Here is a 21,425-nt window from a genome sequence, read left to right on the forward strand (position 1 = left end):
ATCCTCATTTTGTAATCAATTCTCTAGATAAAATTCATGCTATTTTAAATTGTTATATTCTTCATCCGTTACGGGCTCCAACCATACAGTGTCTCCCTTTTGGACATTTGTGCTTATCGCAATATGTGTAAACCAACTATCAGGTGTAGCACCATGCCAATGTTTCATATCAGGAAGGATCTTTACTACATCCCCTTCATGAAGCATCTGTACCGGTTTTCCTTCTTCTTGATAATAGCCTTTGCCGCCGGTAACCAGCAGAATCTGTCCACCAGCGTGCTTATGCCAATTATTTCTTGCACCCGGTTCAAAAGTAACATTACCTATTGGGCAATTAAAAGTTCGATCATTAGAAACCAGCATTTCAAGATAAGCTGCTCCTATGAAATAGTTGTTCGTAATTTTCTCACCTTTGGGAAAGATTACACCTTCACTTAAATGGTTGGATATACTCATCGTTTATTCACCTCAATTATTTTCCTGTTCTATTTGCATATTCTGACGGATAGCGATCTCCAGAAATCTCGATTTTTAAAAGTGCTTCGTTTAAATTACGTAGTTCCTCAAAAGTTAACTGAACATCCACCGCACTAAGATTTTCTTCTAGACGCTCCAATTTAGTTGTTCCGGGAATAGGAACTATCCAAGACTTCTGGGCAAGTACCCAGGCGAGTGCGATTTGAGCCGGGGTTGCGCTTTTCTCTGCAGCAATCTTCTTTATGAGTTCGATCAAAACCTGATTTACTTCGAGATTCTCTGGTTTAAAACGAGGAACAATACTGCGGAAGTCAGAGCTCCCAAATACAGCATTCTTATCAATTGTTCCGGTAAGGAACCCCTTGCCCAGCGGACTGAACGGCACAAAGCCGATTCCAAGCTCTTCAAGTGCAGGCAGCAATTCCTCTTCGGGACTTCTCCACATCATGGAGTATTCACTTTGAATCGCAGTGACCGGCTGGATTGCATGTGCGCGGCGAATCGTTTTCACACCTGCCTCAGAAAGTCCCCAATGCTTAATCTTACCTTCCACGATTAAATCTTGTACTACTCCAGCTACTTCCTCAATCGGCACATTTGGGTCAACGCGATGCTGATAGTAGAGATCAATGGTATCAACTTTTAGGCGTTTGAGTGAGCCTTCAACTGATTGCCTAATGGTTTCTGGCTTGCTGTCAAGCACCTGCTTGCCATCTGCCATTTTAATACCAAATTTAGTCGCGATGACCACTTTTCCCTTAAACGAGGCAAGCGCTTCACCTACTAACTCCTCATTCACATATGGACCATAAATTTCAGCAGTGTCGAAGAAAGTAACACCTCGTTCAATTGCCTCATGTATTAGCGAAATCATTTGTTTCTTTTCTGATGCCGGACCATAACCATAACTCATTCCCATGCAACCAAGCCCAACAGCAGAAACTTCAAGTCCGCTTTTTCCTAATACCCGCTTTTGCATAGTTTATCTCCCTTTCTTTTTTTCTTATATAGGTTTGTTCACCCCTAAACTACGACGAATTTTCAATCCTGGCGTTACAGCTAATTTAACAACCAAATATGCAACACTCTTACGAGATACATCGTGACCTTTAAATGGTTCGCCTTTCTGAGTTACCTCATAATCAATTTCATCATTATTAGTAAACCATCCCGGTCTCAAAATCGTATAGTCGAGATCTGAAGTTTCAATGATCGCAGTTGACTTCCGATATGGATGTAATATATTACCAAACTTCTCTTCGGCTTCATCATAGATTCCCATTGAACTAATCCAAATAAGACGTTTAATACCAGTGGCATCCATTGCCTCCACAACGTTTGTTGCCATTGGTTCAAGGTTACCAGCTAGATTGGCATAGACAACATCCTGTCCAATCATTACTTCCTTTAATCTTTCAATGTCCATAACATCCCCTTCGGCTACTCGAATCCGACTTGGATCAGGGTTTCTGAGTCTGCCTGAATTACGGAGATATAGAGTCAACTGCACATCGGTTTCTGTAAGGAATAAATCAATCGCAAGTCGAGCAATTCCCCCGTTCGCTCCAAGGATTAAAACATTAGTCAACTTTAAATCTCCTTTCATTTTGCAAAGTATAAGGTAATGAATAAGCTGCTCCGAAAATAAAAAGTAGAGCAGCTTGATTATAGAAATTTTTTACAGTTTTACAAGGTAGCTATATCAATCACGAATCGATAACGCACATCACTACGAAGAACACGCTCATACGCTTTATCTACTTGGTCAGCAGGGATTACTTCAATCATAGGGGCAATACCGTATTGAGCAGAGAAATCGAGCATCTCCTGTGTTTCCCGAATTCCCCCAACAAGTGAACCTGCAATGCTGCGGCGACCCATGATTAAGGAAAACACATGGTACTGATCTGGCTCGGCTGGTGCACCGACATTTACAAGAGTCCCATCTATCCGAAGTAAAGATAAATATGCATCAACATTAAGATTTGCAGACACTGTATTTAAGACCAAATCAAAACGACCTGCCAACTCAGTGAATGTAGTTGGATCATTAGTTGCAAAGTAATGATCTGCTCCAAAATCCAGAGCTTCAGCTTTCTTATTCATAGACCGACTCAGGACAGTTACTTCAGCACCCATAGACAGTCCTTTTTGTTCTTATTCAACTAATGCATGCGTTAGTTACATAAGGAATATTCATTTTTTATTTTCTTAGTCGTAAATGTAATTCATAAATTGATCACGTAATTCGATATTACTTTTTAAGGATTTATTGTTATTCTTATTTATTAATTCAACATCAAATGACAAATCACCATAGCCATCGATCATTTCCATTATTCTATAAATGACAGTTTCTATAGTTTCATTTTGCACTTTCTTAAATGCAGAATTCTCATCATCAGTGATAAACTTTTGTTTTAGTAACTTATACACTTTGTATAATGAACTATTGTATAAACGTTCCGTTTCTATAACTAGCAAACGCCTCTCTAATTTCTTCTTCCGTGTTCATTACGAACGGACCTTTTGCCGCCACAGGCTGTTTAATCGGATTGCCGGAGAAAATAACAAACTTTGTCTTCGTTGTTGCAGATAGTGAGATGATATCCGCTTGGTTGTTCTGCTCGAAGTGCGCAATATCGAATCCATTAAGCTGTTGTTCGCTTGCCCTGACCTTCCCTTCTAACATATACAGAAAACTGTTGTAGCCAGCCGGAATAGGAAAATCATAACTTTCTCCCTCTTCAAGGGAGACTACAGCATATAAAAATGGCGTAAACAAGGTTAAAGGGGAGACAACTCCATTCACTTCTCCCGCAAAGACTTCAATCTTGCCGCCTTCTATCGGCAGAGCAGGCACTCGTCCGTACGGCAGGTCTTGATATCGACCGGGCACCTCTTGTCCTCGCTTGATAGGTTGACCCACAGCTGGAGCACCCGAACATTACTTCCTGGGTCTGGATTCTCATTATGAACAATGCCGTTCCCAGCGGTCATAATCTGGAAGTCACCTTCATACAATCTGCCGCTACCGCCGGATTTACTGTCATAGTGCTTCAAACTTCCTTCAACTACGTAGGTTACGGTCTGAATCCCTTTGTGGGGATGATCCGAGAATGTATTATGTGCAAATCTGTCATCAGCCAGTATGATAAAAGGGTCATTCTCCATTAGATTTATAGGCTGCATGGCATAGCGCAAACTCCGTCCGTGACCTTGTTGCAGCGGAATTGCATGAATGGCTTGAATCGATAACATCATTAACACCCCTTCTGGAACTGTTTTTATAAAGCAAAAGTGTTGTATAATCGAATTATATCAACCTAAGAACTATCGCTACAATCACCAACTTCTCCTATACGTCGCTTATACATGAAACTACCTGTCCCCTGTAGAATACAGGGAACAGGTAGCCTAGGTGTTTTGATTAATGTCCCATTTTACGGGTTCACTTCAATATATGTGAAGGTTTTAACTAGCTAATCTATATTTACGTTCTTTCTTCCAAAAGTTGTTTTGATTCGAAGTACAAAACTTGTATAAATTTCTTAGCATTAATCCTAGTATGTGTTGATGTAGTGATGGAAACTTGTTTCAATTCATTCATTCGTTGACGTACTGTTTCAAAATCAAAAAACTTCGAAGCATAATTCTCAAATTTAGGATTAGCGTAGTCAGTAAGGCCAATTGATGCCATATGATTTAAAGATTGATAAATCGCTCGGCGTACGCGTTGCTCTGATGATTTTCTTTCTCGCTCTACCTCTTCTTGTGAATATACATTTCCTAATTTCTTTAAACTAATGTGAGTATAAATGTCCTTTAAAATAGGAAATCCTGCTTCCATACCAGAATTCATTTCATGTTCATATAAATAATTAATCATATCCAACAAATCCTTACTTCCATTTTCTCCAGCTATGCCAAGTTCTGATAATAAAATTTGTCCCCATTCTGTTATTTTCTTTTTACCAGACCTAGGCCATTTCTCATTAATTGTGTTTACTTCAAATACGTTACTTAATGATTTGTGTATATCTCGTATCGATTGCTCTAATCGTATCCGCTCTATAACTTTTCTGACAACTGATATCACTTCGATTTTGTTCAGAGGCTTTGTAATGTAATAGTCAATACCAAAAGAATAGGCCTCTCCAATTAACTCTTTTGATTCTACTTGAGAAATCATAATAATTTTCCCATTAAATGATGGTGCTAATCTACGAATTGTTTCTATCCCGTCCTCAATCGGCATTAATATATCGATAAATAAAATATCAACATGATTTATTTCCAAAGTATATGCATCTAAAAAAGAACCATCTTCTGCTTCACCAACAACCTCTCCTAGCTCTTCGTCTTCTATAACTTGAGATAACATTGATCGAAAAACCTCATCATCATCTGTAATATAAAAAAACATATACTCACCCTTTCTCAACGAGACTTTTAATAGGCAGTCTAATTATGAACATGCATTCTCTCTCTTTTTGAGTGAGTAATATTTCTCCTCCTAATTCCACTGCCATTTCTTTTATATAAGTTAACCCGATTCCCGTAGATGGGGTTCCATCATCTCTATACTTTGAAGTAAATCCAGGTTTAAAAATGAGCTTCATATTTTTCGAAGGTACTCCAGGTCCATTATCGACTACTTTACATTGAATCCAATTATCATCCTTTTCGATCGAAATGCTAATTATTCCAACATCCTCTATTGCTTCTACTGCATTTGAAACTAGGTTATTAATAAAAGAGAGCATTAGATAAATATGATAATGTGGATGTTGTCCCTTTATCTTCGTAATAAATTGAATTTCCTTTCCTAACATAGCCGCATATTTCTCGTTGATTCGAACAACCATCATCGCTAAATCATATACATTCATAAATTCCGGCAAACCTTCACTTGTAATTAGCTTTGAAAGACCAGCGTAAATTCTTTGATTATCTTTTTTTATTTCATGTACCTCTCCAGCTATTCGCAAAGCTTTACTTCCCCACTCTTCAATTGGAACATCATAATCATGTTTAAAGTTATTCATATTTCGATATAGATTATAGGACTCTTTTGTAATTGTTTCTGCATTTTGAAGTGTCTTTTTCAAATAAACAGACTCTACATACAAGTTAGAAAGATGCATAAGCATATTTTCATTCTCTTTCCGAATTTGAGACTCCTTTAATCTTAGCTCATACAGTTTCATCATATTGATAAATGCTAATACAAAAAAGCTTCTAAACACTGCGATAATAATAATGTTGTTTATTTCACTTGCAGTAAGTGCAGAACCTATACCATAAAGTTGTAATATTAATTCGATTAAACTAGAAGTGATTTCAAGCGTAATACCAAACACTCCAATCAGTAAGGGATGTTGGTAACGATTCACTTTTAGTAAATAAAATAATAGGGCATACGAGAGATAATATAGGAAGGTAGGATATCTAATCATAAACGATGAAGAAAGGCTAAAATCTCCCCATAATAACCAATCTAATCCAATACGAAATGAAAAAACAGATACTCCTACTAATAACCCCAATATAACAGAATTAATGTTTCTAAAGTACAATAGAGAAAAGAAAAAAATAGGCGTTCCAAAACTAACACGAAATATATTATCAAATGGATGAAAGTTCAACTCGCCTGCAATTGGAACAATAACCATAAGCGCAATAACAGTCCAAAAATCTCTTCTTTGGAGTTCTTTAGATTTCGAATCGTCTACTTTCTGGCTTTTATTACGACTATATTGTCTTTTTACTAACACAATGATCCTCCACACTGCTATATTTAATAAGAAAATACAGCTTGTCTAAACAAGCTGTATTTTTAATCTCTATACTGTAACTGTTTCTTTAACAGCTTTTATTGGTCGATAAACCGGTTCCCACATTGCGCTTCGAACAGCTTGCTCAATATTTTCATGCACTATTCGTGCAACACCATCGGCAACTGCTGCTTTTGCTACTTCAATCGCTACTACTTCAGAAATAGTACGAAGATTTTCAACTTGCGGAAGTAACGGTGCACCTAATTTACTAACATCTATCATATCTGCTACAGCTTCTGCAGCCGCTGTAAACATACCATCTGTAATGATACTTGCACGGGAAACGTTCGTTCCAAGTCCTAAACCTGGAAAAATTAGCGCATTATTAGATTGCCCTATGACATATACCGTTTTGTTATATGTTACTGGTGCAAAAGGGCTACCAGTTGCCACTAACGCCCTTCCTTCAGTCCATTTAATTAAATCAGAAGGCTTAGCTTCTGCAAGTGGTGTAGGATTTGACATAGGTAAGATAACAGGTCTTTCAACATATGCTGCCATTTCCTTTACAATTTCTTCAGTGAAAGCACCTGAAACCGTCGATGTACCGATCAAAATCGTTGGATGAATTTGACTAACAACTTCAACTAAGCTTGCACCAGAATTTTTTTCTTCAGCTGGACGTGCATATGGAATTTGGAAATCATATAAATCTTCCATGTCATTTGAAAGCAACCCATTTCGATCAATACACCAAAATCTGCGGTTTGCTAATTCCCATGAAAGTCCTTCACGTACCATTGCATCACGAACTTGATCAGCAATTCCAATACCAGCTGCTCCTGCACCAAATACTACTACACGATGTTCACTTAATGGAATACCTGAAGCACGTACTGCTGCTAGTACAGCCGCTAAAGATACAGCACCTGTACCTTGAATGTCATCATTAAAGGTACACACTTGATTTCGATATTTTTCTAAGATGCTTCGTGCATTTTTAGAGCTAAAATCCTCCCAATGTAGTAACGCATTAGGATATTTTCTTACAGCCGTACTTACAAACTTATCAATAAATTCATCATAACGGCTATCGCGAATACGAGGATGACGATTTCCGATATAAAACGGATTATTTAATAGCTCCTCACGATCTGTACCTACGTCTAAAATAACAGGCATTACACGTGCAGGATCGATTCCAGCTGCAGCCGTATAAACCGCTAATTTACCTATTGCGATGTTAATACCTCCAACACCCCAGTCGCCGATTCCTAAAATACCTTCTCCGTCAGTAACAACGATTAAATCAATATCTTCTGCATTTGCTCCATAATTTTCAAATGCTTGTTCTATACTATCTTCGTCATTAATTGATAGGTATAATCCTCTAGGTCTTCTATATTCATTACTATAACGCTGAATTGCTAAACCGACGGTCGGTGTATATACAATTGGAAGCATTTCAGGTAGATGATCAGTCAACAAACGATAAAACAATATCTCATTACGATCATGTAATGCTGATATTGTAACATTTTTATGCAAATCAGTAGGTTGTGATGAGAATTGCTCATAAGCACGTCGCGCTTGCTCGTCCAATGTTAATATTGCAGGTGGTAGCAAGCTAGTTAAACCTAACTCCTTACGCTCCTCAAGAGTAAATGCAACACCTTTATTTAGCATTGGTATAGCCAGTAATTCGGCACCTCGCAAGGTAGTCTCCATTACTCCATTCGAATCTACCTTGAATTTATGCATATAAATCTCCATCCTTTTTCTATTCATTTTGTATGGGTGAATCTCATATTAAGTAAAAAAGGGCTTATACGCCCTCTCTCACGTTAAATTTACTGTCTATCTAAAAGAACTGCACCTGCTATACCAGGGTGTGTCATCTCAAATGGGTCTAAAATTAAATCAAGCTCTTCTTCTGATAATACATCGTATTTTAAGCATAGTTCACGAATAGGTTGCCCAGTTAGAATGGCTTCTCTTGCTATTCTTGCAGCAACTTCATAGCCGATATGTGGATTAACCGCCGTGATTAAACCAACGCTCTTTTCAACATATTCTTTCATTCTTTCTTCATTTGCTTCAATACCTTTTAAACAATAATCTGTAAATACACGGAATGCATTATTCATTATGTTAATTGATTGAAGTAAATTGAATACAAGAACAGGCTCCATAACATTTAATTCTAACTGCCCTGCTTCAGATGCTAAACAGATCGTATGATCATTACCCATAACTTGGAACGCAGCTTGGTTAATCACTTCAGCCATTACAGGATTTACTTTTCCTGGCATAATCGATGAACCAGGTTGGCGTGCAGGTAAAGTAATCTCACCTAGTCCAACACGAGGACCTGAAGCCATTAAACGTAAATCATTTGCAATTTTAGACATATTCATCATACATACTTTCAGAGTTGCCGATACTTCTGTGTATGCATCTGTATTTTGAGTCGCATCAACAAGATGCTCTGCACCAACAAGTGATAGACCACTAATTTCAGCAAGATGTTTCACTACTAATTCTATATAGCGTGGATCTGCGTTTAAACCTGTCCCAACTGCTGTAGCACCCATATTTACTTCATATAAGTGTTGACGTGATTGTTTAATACGTTTAATATCACGAACAATTACACGTGAATACGCTTCAAACTCTTGTCCTAAACGAATCGGTACCGCGTCTTGTAAGTGAGTGCGTCCCATTTTAATGACATGGTCAAATTCTTTTGCTTTTGACTCGAATATCTGGTGCATATATTCCATCGTATTTAATAGTTTTTCTAACATATTTAACGTCGCAATATGAATAGCAGTTGGAAATGCATCATTTGTAGACTGTGACATATTTACATGGCTGTTTGGACTAATACAGAAATAGTCCCCTCTTTCTTTGCCTATTAATTCTAAAGCGCGATTAGCAATAACCTCATTTGCATTCATGTTCATTGATGTACCCGCTCCACCTTGAATTGGATCAACAATGAACTGATCGTGTAATTTACCATCTATAATTTCTTGAGCAGCTTGAGCAATAGCATTACCATTACCTTCGTAAAGGCGCCTTGTTTCCACATTAGCAAGTGCAGCCGCTTTTTTTACAATTGCAAGAGCCTTAATTAGTTCTTCGTCAATTTTATATCCCGTAATTGGAAAATTTTCAACAGCTCGCAATGTTTGAATTCCGTAATATACATCTGAAGGAATTTCCTTTTCTCCTAAAAAATCTTTCTCTATTCGTATGCTTGGTTTGATTTCAGTAACTGGCATTTTAAATTTTTCTCCTATCTCTTACGCAGCCTTTGACTCTTTATATGATTCTATATACTGTTGCGCTTTATCTTTATCGTATTCGCCTTCCCATTTCGCCATCGTGATGGCAGCTAATGAGTTTCCTAGTACATTCACTGCAGAGCGAACCATATCTAAAATACGGTCAATACCTGCAATTAAAGCGATTCCTTCTAAGGGTAACCCCATTGAACCCAGTGTTGCTAGTACAACAACGAACGATGCACCAGGAACACCTGCCATCCCTTTTGATGTAAGCATTAATACAAATAACAATGTAATTTGTTCCATAAAGGACATCTGTACATTATACATTTGTGCAACAAATAAAGCAGCAAGAGCTTGGTAAATTGCAGATCCTGTCAAATTAAATGTGTATCCAGTTGGAATTACAAATGAAACAATAGCCTTTGAACAACCAAATTGCTCCATTTTTTTCATTATGTTAGGAAGTACTGATTCTGAACTTGCTGTTGTAAAAGAAAGGATCAATTCTTCCTTTAAAATCTTAATGAGCGTAAAAATATTTGTCCCTGTCATTTTAGCGTTAATACCTAAAATAACAATAGCAAAAAATACTACTGTCACATAAACAGCTAATACAAGTTTACCAAGAGGTAATAATGTACTGACTCCAAATTTTGCAACCGTTACAGCAATTAATGCGAATACTCCAAATGGAGCAGTTTTCATAACTTGATTTGTCACCCAAAACATTGCTTCTAATACACCTTCAAAAAATCCAAGAACTGGCTTGCCTTTTTCTCCAATTGCAGCTATCCCTAAGCCAAATAGAACTGAAAAGAAAATAATTGGTAAAAGATCACCTTGTGCCATCGATTCAAACACATTTTTTGGGAAGATATGAACAATTGTTTCGGCAAATCCACTTTTTTGAGTAGCAGCTGCTGTTTGTTCATATGCAGAAATATCACCTTTTTGTAGATGATTCATATCTACTCCTGATCCAGGATGGAATAAATTTGCTGCAAACAATCCAATACTAAGAGCGATTGTCGTGATAATTTCAAAATAAAGTAGTGTTTTCCCCCCCAGTTTACCTAATTTTTTCATATCTCCTACACCCGCAACTGCAACTATAAGTGCTGCTATGACAATTGGCATAACAATCATTTTAATCAAATGAATAAAGATATCACCAACTGGTTGAATGTAAGAAATTGCAGTTTCGTTACCGTAAACTAAGGCTCCAACCACAATACCTAATATAAGAGCAATAAAAATTTGCGAAGCTAATCCAATTTTTTTCATATAAACCCTCCTTGTTAACGCTTTCAAACAATTTTAAAAATACTCAACTAATACTACAGGTAAACCTACAAAATAAGACGAAAAACTACAAAATACTCTTAAAAAATTACAAAAAAAAGCGTGACCACTGCAATGGCCACGCTTTCTACATATCGCCGTTCACCCGCATGCTCACAAGCTGATCGCGGACTTGCTCCCACCCTTTGTCGACGATTTTGTAGTCCTTGCCTTGCTTTTGGAAGAGATACATATCTTCCCGCATCACGAGTTCTTTATTTAAATAGTTTCGCAGGAATGAGCTATCGGATTCCACTTCCCGTACCTCGAATATCTTTTCCCTGCCAGATCCCGGCTCTATGCCGGTTCGTTTCATCTCTTCGGTCGGATTATTGTAGCGTTCTTCGATGTCTTCAAACATTTTCAAGCCGAGATAATACGGGTTAATGCTGGTGCGGAACGGCTGCACAACACCTGCGTTCAGCTTGGCAAACTCGACAGCTTCGTCTGAGGTTAAGTCCATTTCACGGAGGATGCGCTGGTGCCAATAACTGGCCCACCCTTCGTTCATGATTTTCCTTTCTATCAGCTGCTCCCAATTGCACATAGAATCGACTACATGCAAGTCCCGTACTTACTGGCAAAGTCACAGCATGCTTTGTAACCTTTTTTCATTTCTCTCTTCTTTAATAGATTACGTACATGTTCATTATATTAAGGCTTGCTGGGATTTATCTTTTGTATCATTCTATGGATTTCACGATAAAAAGAGCAGCAACCCATTCGGTCGCTGCCCTTGTTCTGCTTTTTACTGAATACCTAACGACTCTAGTACACTCTCTAATGCTTGACCTTTATATTTTTTCACAGGCTTTGGAGCGTTGTCTACTGTTGGATTTTGCATTAAATAATTTCGTTGTACAAATGCCATATCCTTTGCATCTACAGTGCCGTCATAGTTAATATCGGCTTCGCGTTTGTCTGTTCCCCAATTCTCTTTGATGTACAAAGCATCCATTACATCAATAACATCATCTTTGTTGACGTCCCCGCCTATCGCAGGCTTAAACTTCAGATATTTGTTTTGGTGGGTTACTTTTCCGTCATCATGGAATCCGATTGTAAATGCATCATGTACTGTAAAGTGACCAGGCACATTAAGCTCAAATTGGAATTGTTCATCTGTTAACGGTAATGGCATTTCATAACTTGTGGTCGAGCGATATTGTCCTTTATACACCTTGCCGTCAGCATCTGTTGCTTGTACTGTGACACCCGCCTTCATATAATCATTCGGTCTCGGTGTTCCATCTGGCATCATAAATGCTTCTGCATCAAAAGACCCGCGAGCCAATGAAAATGTTGGCTTGACAAAAATCATTGGATTTGCAACTAATGCTTGCTTATTTACATTATTCGTATCTGTGTAAGAAGCTGACAAATATCCAGCCCAAAATATAGATGCTGCAGAATACGTATCTTTTATCTTAAATGCTACATCCGCTAGAGAAAGGTCACCGGACAAGCCTGGCTGTCCTTCCTTAGTCGTTACTGTAACCTTCAGTTTTCTGAAATTCCCACCAAGTACTGTATCCTCTACTTTCACATCAACTGAATCGCTGACGCTGCTGTGCGGTTTTACAATCGGTTCAGCAAGTGTGGTATCATAAGTGAGTGCATATACAGCTTGTTTTACATTGTTTACATGGTTTAGAGTTAATGTAGTTTGTACAGTCTCTCCTGTATTTGCTACTGTCTTTTCGGTCTCCATATAGGCATGCGGCTCTCCTTCACGGATGAAGTAGATCAGTTTGCTTTCTTTCCATGTTTTATTTGTCGCAGCATCTAAACCATAAAACCAAAGCTGCATCGGTCTTGTTTGATTGATTGGAATATCGATAGAGAACGTGCCATCTTCATTTACAGGAATTTGTACTTCACGGCCTCCAAGCTGGTCTTGATAAAACATTTTGTTATTTCCTTGTGTAAAATTAAATCCTGCCGCTTTCATATCCTCAATTGCTTTGTCAAAAATAGACCCCGTCACTCTAACTGTTTTTTCTTCCGGCTTATATATATACACATCTGACTTCAGATTAAGGTCCATTGTTGGAGCGATGCTATCAATATAAATTGGTGTTTCTTTAGAGAATGTTTTTCCTGCATCATTCGTGCCTACAAATTTCAATATGTAAGCTCCTTCTGGTGCCTGTTTCGGATTGTAAGCGATTGGGTTTTCTGTATTGCCTGTAAACGGATAATACTGTCCACTAAAAACTTGACTGAAACCGAGGTCTACCTTTTCATTCATTAGAATTCCATCAAGGGTTCCTACCAATCCCATTTCTTTATTTGTTTTTCCATCTATCAAGAACACATCCACTGTACGCATATGGGACTTTAATCTCATTATCGCATCAGAAGACGTCTTCATCCCAGAGAATCGATAATCAAGCGTCGTTGTGATTGTCTTGTTAAGCATGTCCACTGATTCAATTCCCTCTTCCGTTGTGCGGATCGCAAACGGCACTTGGTATGTTTCTTCCGGATTTGCTTTGTTTGTATACGTAATATAGCCTTCATACGTCCCTAGCTTTGCTGTTTTCGGAACAAAAATCGTAACAGGACTTGGTTTTTTCGAACCGCCATTCACTTTGACAGTTTTATCTGTCATGATAACCACGCCATTTGCCTCTGCATCGTTAGAGCTTCTGAAATCATTCGGGAATCGCCCGTTCAACGTTTGAAACTCAACCTTCACATCAAATGTTTTTGCTTGTTTACTATCGTTATAGATATTGAGAGCGCGTATATCTGTTATATTTTTTCCATCGGGCACAAATGTACCGAAGCTGATCGCCCCTGTTTTATCCTTTACCTCCTTGAAATTCCCCTTGTTATCTACTTTCCCTTGCGTTTCATCGACTACTTCAATCCGAGTTTGAGAATGAAGCGCTTCATATGGGTCTACCACGCCGGCTCCCACTTCATATACACTATACTCTCCATTTAACGGATCTGCAGTGTTCATCAAGACTTGCTTCACTTGTGCCGCAGTAAAATCTGGGTTCGCTTGTAATAATAATGCGGCTACCCCTGCCACATTTGGGCTTGCCATTGATGTTCCTGATAGTCTTTCATATGCATATTTGTAGTTTCCGATTTGACCTGCCCCATGCATGTACGAAGGTACAGTAGAGAAAACGGATACGCCCGGTGCTGTTACTTCCGGCTTAATATCGTATGTTGTACGAGCCGGTCCGCGTGAACTAAAGGAAGCAAGCTTGTTTCCTTCTGTAACCACTTGTCCAATTTCATCAAATGAGAATGTCGCGGTGGTCGTTACTTTTTGTTTCAATACCGCTCCTTGTTCATATGATAGAGAGAATGTCGGAACAAAGCCATACCCTTCTCCTAAATACGATGGAATATATCCTTCTCCCGAAACGTTATTCACCATCAATACTGCTTTTGCTCCGCGTTTTTGTGCTTCTTTGATCTTAGCATCATATGTAGTGACTCCTCTATCAACAAGGACAACCTTTCCATTTACATCTTTATTGTTAAAGTTAGAAGCATATCCATATCCAACATAAACAATTGGAAGACTCTGTCCCTTTAAGTCTTCTACTTTATCATCCAAACCCTTCGCCATCAGCTTTAAATCTGCGGATGCACCTTCTAATGTACCTTTGGACGTTGCAATGGTTTCTGATGTATCGCTCGCTCCTACTGTAATCGCTAATGCAGCCGCACCCGGAGATCCAAGTGTATACATCCTGTCACCGCTGTTTCCAGCCGAAACAACCGCAGTTACTCCTGCTAGCACCGCATTATTTAATGACATGCTTGTAATATACAGAGGATCGTTGTAAGCTCTTCCTAAAGAAAGGTTGATTACATCCATTCCGTCTGCCACAGCTCTATCGATCGCACCTAAGATAGCTTCTGTTGTACCGGTACCATATGGTCCTAATACACGATACGAATAAACATCCGCTTCTGGCGCCACTCCTGTCACCGCATAATCCGTATTATTTTTACCGCGTCCTGCGATGATGCCGGCAACATGCGTTCCATGTTCAGTGTAATAATAAGCACCAGTTATAGGATCTTTTTCGGCATACCCCGATTTTTTCCAATCATCATATGATGTTTCCATTGGATCATTATCGTTATCGACAAAATCGTATCCGCCTTTATACGCATCTTTTAAATCCGGGTGGTTATAATCAATTCCCGTATCGATAATCCCTACCTTAACACCTTTCCCTGTAAATCCTTCTTGATGCAATTGATCGACACCAGGGAATGTCACTCGTTTCGCTTCTGTCGTTGTTTCTGATGCTTGTTGTTCCACAGGAGGCTCAGCTTGTACTGTTTCATTGCTCCACACTGCTTTAACTGCCTTCGAGTGTACTAATTCTTTTACCTTATTGGCAGGGAGCTCCATCGATACCCCATTAAAAGAGTGTTTATACGACCTTTTAATTTTATAGAAATCTTTTTTCTTCTTTACATCTTCTTTATAAATGTCTTCCAAGTCTTTCTTGAATGTCTCATGAGCAGCATCTACCTTTTGTTCCGCCTCTTTCAGCGATAACGTTTTCCCCTTTACTGCTTCTTCTACTACCGCTGTTTTGGCAGGCTTGTCCTTAAATTCAACAATAACTGAAACGTTATCTTCACTTTCCAAATTTACTTCCGATCCTAACTGCAAGCCTGACTGATCATTTGTTTGTAATTTATTCAATGCTTCCCGCTCTGCCGGTGTAAGCTTTGCCAAAACCTGCTCAATATTTGAAGCAGTTTGCGCTTTTACAGTGTCTGTAAAAGAAACCGGTGTCAAGCTGGTGCATACAAGGCCTGTTGTTAATGCCACTGTCACAACATTCTTAGTGATTTTCTTTTTCATCTGTCTTTTCCCTTCCTTCTCTTTTTGATAGTTTTATTGTATCGGAGTTTGATGTAATTTAACATTTTGAAAATTACATCAAATTATATATTTTTTAATATTCATATTTTTCTGTTTCTGTTTTTTTAAATGTTGATTTTTGAGCAAAAGAAATAGACCACAAAAAATGTGGTCTTAGCTTTTCTTAATACAGCTAACACACTGTGTTAGCTGTATAAGAACCGCATTTGGGTTTGTGCCATCATTATTTTCCTTAATAAAAAAAATGTATCTTTATATTTGATAATCTTCTATTAAATTGTATTTTACCCCCTTAGTAAATTATATCTATATAGTGATATAATTTTGTCTGTTAAATAGCATTCTAGCTTTCTTCAAACTAGAACAAAAGAGTACGGATTGGAAACCCGTACTCTTTTGTTATTTGAAATATTCTATACTATTAGTGAAAAAAATAATTCAACATCTTCTCTCCATTTTTTTCTCTGAACAAGACCGAATTTAAAACTTATTAGGAATTGGAAGATTTCTTTGAATTGAGCTAGTTGTTGTGAAATATCATCGAACAATATTTCCCATGTTTACTATGTTTTTAAATTTATAAGAAGGCACGCCTGTAGGAGAAAATTGAAACAATTTCTAACTACATTTAATAATGTTTATCTTATAAGCGTAGTTAAGTGTATTAAAAGTGAGTTGTTCATCCTAGATTCCTTTCGGTTCGACAAAATAAATATCCTGCATTTTTCACATTGATAATTAGTGTGAAAAATACAGGATTTCTTTAATGAATTATAAATTTGATTGTTTTGGTGTAACTAAGATTTTGATGTGATTTTTGTCTTTTACAAGGGTTTCAAAACCTTCTTCTACCAAATCGTCTAAATGAATATTTTTTGTAATAAATAAATCTAGATCAATGTTGCTGTTTTTAAAGATTTCAATTACTTCTGGGAAATCTTCTGGAACATAACAGAATGAATTGGAAATCGTTGCTTCAATCATGGTTAATTCCCATGGATTAAAACTAACTTCTTTTTCATAAGCTGCAACAACCATCAGTTCGCCTTTTTTAGCTAACACTTTTGTAGCAGAAGAGAATACTGCTTGTACACCAGCTGCATCAAAAACAACATCTGCTCCGCCATTTGTTAATTCTCTGATTTTTTCTACTGCGTTTTCTTTCATTGGGTTAATAACCGTTGTTGCACCTAATTTTCTCGCTAATTCTAGGCGGTCTTCTGCTACTTCTACAACGATAACTTGACTCGCTTTTTTTGCTTTCGCCATAACGGAAACAAAAAGTCCAATTGGTCCAGCACCGAAAACTACCGCTGTTGAACCTTCTACTAATTTAGAAATTTTAACGGCATGCAATGCAACAGAAGCTGGTTCTACTAATGCAGCATGATCCATTGTCATGGTATCAGGAACTTTGATACAGTTTTCTGCTTTTAATAACACTTTATCCGCATATGCACCATCATTCGTAAATCCGTATAAACCGAATCCGTCTACTGCGATTTTTGAACATAAATGAGGTTGTTTTGCTTTACAATAATCACATGTACCACAAGTATCTAAGTTAACACACGCAACGCGGTCTCCCACTTTCACATTTGTTACGCCTTCTCCAACTTCCGCAACAATCGCACTGAATTCGTGTCCCATGATAGTCCCTGGAATACAGTTAAGTGGTCCTGAAGTATATTCATGCATGTCGCTACCACAAATTCCAATCCATTCCACGTCAACAATAACGTGACCGGGTTTTACAACTGGTGTTGGAACTTCTTCAATTCTGAAATCTTTTGCTTTATAAAATTTAGCTGCTTTCATTGTTGCTTGTACTTGAATATCCTCTGTAGTGTATAATTGTTCAGTTTTCATTGTTTATCTCTCCCTTTAATGAGTATTATCATAATAGATTAGTTTGATAGTAGTATTTTGAAAACGCTCACAAAATGGTGTGTAAGAAGTACTTTGAAAACGTTCACAAAATGGTGTATAGAACTACTTTGTATGAAGTTCACAAAATTTTACTAGGACAACTTTGTATGAAGTTCACAGAATTTTACTAAGACAACTCTGTAAAACGTTCACAAAATTGTGCTATTGCTATTATATTAAGCGATATATGAGAAGTAAAAAACCATCAAATTAATAGAATTTGTTTAATTTCCGACAAATTTTGCAAAAGTGTTTAAAAAGTTTTTTTTACAGTGCATAGCTATCAAAATTGAACGCTTGAAAATAGTAGTTGACAAATAAAATGGATGATAGTTACGTAATTTAATATTGCCGATATGAGCTGAAAAGTAATAGAGGTGATAGGATTATAAAGAAAAATAGGAGTTTCTGAATGATATAGGCGATGAAATTATAGAGGGAGTAGTGATAAAATTACGTACGTACTCTATCGATAATGGAAAGAAAAAATAGCTCTGTAAAATACGAATAGGGAATAATAACTAGTTTATTGGCTTGTTGAAAGTTTGCGTATCGAGTTTGATATACTTCTTCTCTCTTTAAGATAGCGTGAAACGACTCGATACAGGCATTATCATAGGGACATCCCTTCTTACTAAAGGATGGAACCATGTTGTAACTTGCGAGTAAATTTTGGAACTCCTGGCTGGTATATTGTGTTCCTAAGTCAGTATGCAGAACTAAACCCTCCAGTGGCTCTTGCGTATAGTAAGCGTTTTCTAGTGCTGTTACTACAAGATCTGTTGTCATCTTTCGTGAAAATAAGTACCCAACAATTTTTTTAGAATGTAAATCCATGACAGAAGCAAGGTAACACCAGCCATCTTGTATGGTGTGGATATAGGTAATATCAGTTACCCATTTCTCATTGATCGTGTTGGTAGAAAAATCTTATTCCAGTATATTTGTACGTTCTTCTACCACTGATTTTGATGCATGAGGCTTATATTTCTTCTGGATTATGGAACGAATGCTGGCTTGTTTCATCAGCCTTTGAACACGCTTTAAACTCAGGTGGATTCCTTCCTCTACCAGAGTTTGATGAATCTTAGGAGCACCATAACGCTGTTTGCTTTCTTTGTGGATTTGTACAATCTTTTGGATAAATTCTTGGTTTTCACGACTCCATTTGGATTCTGTTTTGTGATGGGATTGGTAGTACGTGCTTCGAGCCACTCCAAGCACTTCACACATGGATTTGACAGAATGTTGATCTTTCTGTTCGTCTAAGAACCCATGTAATTCTGTATCGTTTACTTTCTTGCGAATATGGTCATAGCCTTTTTTAAGATCTCGTTCTCCTCTTTTAGACGAAGCATCTCCTTTTGAAGTTTTTTTAAATCTTCAAGAGTTACTTCCTCTTCATCTATTGTTGTAATGGGAGAATACTTTTTAATCCATTTATAAATCGTTACCTCTGATATGCCATATTCGCTGCTTAGTTCTTTGACTGGTCGTCCTGAGCGATACAACTCAACCACCATCTTACGAAATTCTTCATTATATTTCTTGTTAGTATTGTGTTTCATCCGGACACTTCCTTTCTGAAATCCATTGTAAGGACTTACCTTAGTTGTGTCCACATGACTATACTAACTCCAATGTTTAAAATTAGACAAATTTATAAAAAATGTCGGAACGGATAACAGTCATTGTCTGTTCATGATCTTCAACTAACACTCAGCTATAGTTGAATAAGAAATTGAAATAAATTTGCAAACATATAAAAAAGAAGCTACCTAAAAGATAGATTTTAAACATTACGTTTATTGGATATAAAAAAAGCCATTCTTAAATAGATGGCTTTTGATATCTATACTAAAATTTAAACCTAATAACACCACTAGTTAATAACAGCACTAATGCACCAAGGAATATCACTCCGATTGAAGTTAAAACATTAAGAACTTTATTTGCTTTTGTACTAAAAAGCTTACAAAATACAATAAAAACTCCAATTCCAATAATTCCACCCAATGTATTCCCCATAAAGTCAGTTATATCGCTAGCTCCTATAGCAAAGATGAATTGCAATACTTCAAATAACAAACTAACTCCCGCTATTATTGTAATCTTTTTCAAGAAAGACCATTTTGGTTTTAGCATACTGATATAAATTCCAAATGGGATACATGCAAGTACATTTAAGATTATTTCATTAAAGTCTATGACATCGGATGTCTGTTGCGTTGACGATGCCGTCTGGATACACATCACCCGCAAGATTTTTTTCCATATCAAGCACTACAAACTCAAATTCTATCAATCTTTCTCCTTTGTTCATGTGCTTTTCAAATGCCTAGGAATATGCCCATAAATGTCATATTCTTCTTCGAATCTAGGATTATAGTACCAAGCCAGTTAAATATGCTTCATTATTCTCCCTTGTACGCAGTAATTCCATATATTTTTCTACTTGTTTAGCTGTGGCATGCTCCTTGTATTCCCAATAAACAAGAAGACATTTCTTTAACATCTCCGTATTTCCTATTAGAGTTGTTGTATACATCAACTCTAATAGTTCATTTAATCCCTCCAAAAACTGTCTCCCTTTGCACAAGTACAGTGCATGAACATAGCGGAAATCTAAATGCATCTTCTGCTTTAACCATGCCTTACTCACAGCCATATCTTCAATAATATGTGCGTACCGGTGCAGCAGCTCTTTAGCATCTTCTAATCTGTTCAAACTAACGTATGCATCAAATATCCTGGGCAGCCCAACATACATATCCTCTCTATTTGCTATCCAGACAAGGTATTCATCTGCATATTCAAGTTTACCAAAATCCAAAAGAGCAACATATCGGTTTCCGACTGCCATTTCTGCAAAATATTCGTTTACTTGTTCGTATTGTTTGATAAGAGCCAATACGTCTTCTAATGAACCTTCCAAACGGGTTAGCGCAAAGCACTGGTACATCAGTGCTCTTCCATAGTAGTCCCCTTCTTTGACCATGTTCTCCAGCCTCTTAGCATAATACAACACATCTTTCCATTGCCCGCCTCTATAGTAAAACGCCGTAATCCACAAATAAGCTTCTTTTCTAATTTCCTGCGGCATATGTGCGAGATGCTCCAAAACACATGTCAGCAAATCCTGCCCTTTCTCTGTCAATCTTGTAATATAAAATTTCCTGAAATAACTGATTGCCAATTGCTCAGAGAAATGATTCTGCTCATTTTCAATGATTAAATCATACAGGATTAGTGCAAGTTCTTCTTTTCCTTCTGTAAACAGCTTCTCTGCGAGCAAAAAAATATAGGCCAAATATGTGCTGCGAATCGTGTCCGATGTTTCTCCCAGCATAATATGTAACATATCCTGATATTGTTTCTCATACCCGTTCGTCATACATTTATGCAGGAACTGTACACTTCTGCGCTTGTCGAAGCATTGCTTTTCATTATAGCACTCTTCTATATAGAATGAATAAAGAGAGTCTTCGGCTAATCCCAATGCCTGTATAATTGCATCGAAATGTTTTAAGGAAAGAGGTTGCTTATTATTAAAAACACGGCTGATATCACTAATATGGATGCCCGAATGTTTTGAAAGGTCCACTTTATTCCATTTTTTCTCATTCATATAGTGCTCAATCTTATGAAACAATGCTGCATTCAGTCTACTCACCTACTTCTTATTTTCTATGCAAGATATGGAACCACATCGAATATACAAGTAAA

14 protein-coding genes and 3 pseudogenes are annotated in these 21,425 nt (G+C 37.4%); all 17 read right to left on the bottom strand.

Annotation, left to right across the window (positions count from 1 at the left end):
* Nucleotides 1–39: 39 nt before the first annotated feature.
* On the bottom strand, nucleotides 40–456 hold the full coding sequence (locus J7Q84_RS07115) for a cupin domain-containing protein (RefSeq protein WP_209093818.1): 417 nt from the start codon (nucleotides 454–456) through the stop codon (nucleotides 40–42).
* A gap of 16 nt (nucleotides 457–472) precedes the next feature.
* Nucleotides 473–1,456, bottom strand: coding sequence for an aldo/keto reductase (locus J7Q84_RS07120; protein ID WP_209093819.1), 984 nt, complete (start codon nucleotides 1,454–1,456; stop codon nucleotides 473–475).
* 24 nt (nucleotides 1,457–1,480) lie between these two features.
* Nucleotides 1,481–2,065, bottom strand: a complete 585-nt coding sequence (locus J7Q84_RS07125) for an NAD(P)H-binding protein (protein ID WP_209093820.1) — start codon at nucleotides 2,063–2,065, stop codon at nucleotides 1,481–1,483.
* Nucleotides 2,066–2,163: 98 nt separating this feature from the next.
* Nucleotides 2,164–2,619: pseudogene (locus J7Q84_RS07130) on the bottom strand (zinc-binding dehydrogenase); the annotation flags it as partial.
* 307 nt (nucleotides 2,620–2,926) lie between these two features.
* Nucleotides 2,927–3,406: a pirin family protein gene (locus J7Q84_RS18320; protein ID WP_348519831.1), complete on the bottom strand. Its 480-nt coding sequence runs from the start codon at nucleotides 3,404–3,406 to the stop codon at nucleotides 2,927–2,929.
* Complete coding sequence (locus tag J7Q84_RS18325; RefSeq protein WP_348519832.1) at nucleotides 3,322–3,741, bottom strand: pirin family protein; 420 nt, start codon at nucleotides 3,739–3,741, stop codon at nucleotides 3,322–3,324. Before J7Q84_RS18325 ends, J7Q84_RS18320 begins: the two co-directional genes overlap by 85 nt.
* Before the next feature lie 229 nt (nucleotides 3,742–3,970).
* Entirely contained in the window at nucleotides 3,971–4,903 is a 933-nt protein-coding gene (locus J7Q84_RS07140) for a response regulator (protein ID WP_209093821.1), read from the bottom strand.
* Nucleotides 4,904–4,907: 4 nt separating this feature from the next.
* A complete protein-coding gene (locus tag J7Q84_RS07145; protein ID WP_209093921.1) occupies nucleotides 4,908–6,152 on the bottom strand; it encodes an ATP-binding protein in 1,245 nt (414 codons plus the stop codon).
* A 171-nt stretch (nucleotides 6,153–6,323) separates the two neighbouring features.
* The gene (locus J7Q84_RS07150; protein ID WP_209093822.1) at nucleotides 6,324–8,018 is read right to left on the bottom strand and encodes an NAD-dependent malic enzyme; all 1,695 of its coding nucleotides are present in this window, start codon (nucleotides 8,016–8,018) and stop codon (nucleotides 6,324–6,326) included.
* 89 nt (nucleotides 8,019–8,107) lie between these two features.
* Complete coding sequence (gene aspA / locus J7Q84_RS07155; RefSeq protein WP_209093823.1) at nucleotides 8,108–9,544, bottom strand: aspartate ammonia-lyase; 1,437 nt, start codon at nucleotides 9,542–9,544, stop codon at nucleotides 8,108–8,110.
* Nucleotides 9,545–9,565: 21 nt separating this feature from the next.
* Nucleotides 9,566–10,837: a cation:dicarboxylate symporter family transporter gene (locus J7Q84_RS07160; protein WP_209093824.1), complete on the bottom strand. Its 1,272-nt coding sequence runs from the start codon at nucleotides 10,835–10,837 to the stop codon at nucleotides 9,566–9,568.
* Between the two features lie 154 nt (nucleotides 10,838–10,991).
* Nucleotides 10,992–11,432, bottom strand: a pseudogene (locus tag J7Q84_RS07165) (SpoVR family protein); the annotation flags it as partial.
* A gap of 210 nt (nucleotides 11,433–11,642) precedes the next feature.
* Complete coding sequence (locus J7Q84_RS18565) at nucleotides 11,643–15,749, bottom strand: S8 family serine peptidase (protein WP_209093825.1); 4,107 nt, start codon at nucleotides 15,747–15,749, stop codon at nucleotides 11,643–11,645.
* Between the two features lie 792 nt (nucleotides 15,750–16,541).
* Nucleotides 16,542–17,639 (bottom strand): 2,3-butanediol dehydrogenase, encoded by a 1,098-nt coding sequence (locus J7Q84_RS07175; protein WP_209093826.1) that lies wholly within the window; start codon nucleotides 17,637–17,639, stop codon nucleotides 16,542–16,544.
* Nucleotides 17,640–18,227: 588 nt separating this feature from the next.
* A pseudogene (locus tag J7Q84_RS07180) lies at nucleotides 18,228–19,267 on the bottom strand (IS3 family transposase); the annotation flags it as partial.
* Between the two features lie 289 nt (nucleotides 19,268–19,556).
* Nucleotides 19,557–19,844 carry a VanZ family protein gene (locus J7Q84_RS07185; RefSeq protein ID WP_481747535.1) on the bottom strand — a complete coding sequence of 96 codons (288 nt, stop codon included), beginning with the start codon at nucleotides 19,842–19,844 and terminating at the stop codon, nucleotides 19,557–19,559.
* 238 nt (nucleotides 19,845–20,082) lie between these two features.
* On the bottom strand, nucleotides 20,083–21,372 hold the full coding sequence (locus J7Q84_RS07190) for a helix-turn-helix domain-containing protein (protein ID WP_209093827.1): 1,290 nt from the start codon (nucleotides 21,370–21,372) through the stop codon (nucleotides 20,083–20,085).
* Nucleotides 21,373–21,425: the final 53 nt, after the last annotated feature.

This window comes from Bacillus sp. 165, assembly GCF_017742235.1.
Taxonomy (GTDB): domain Bacteria; phylum Bacillota; class Bacilli; order Bacillales; family Bacillaceae_G; genus JAGHKQ01.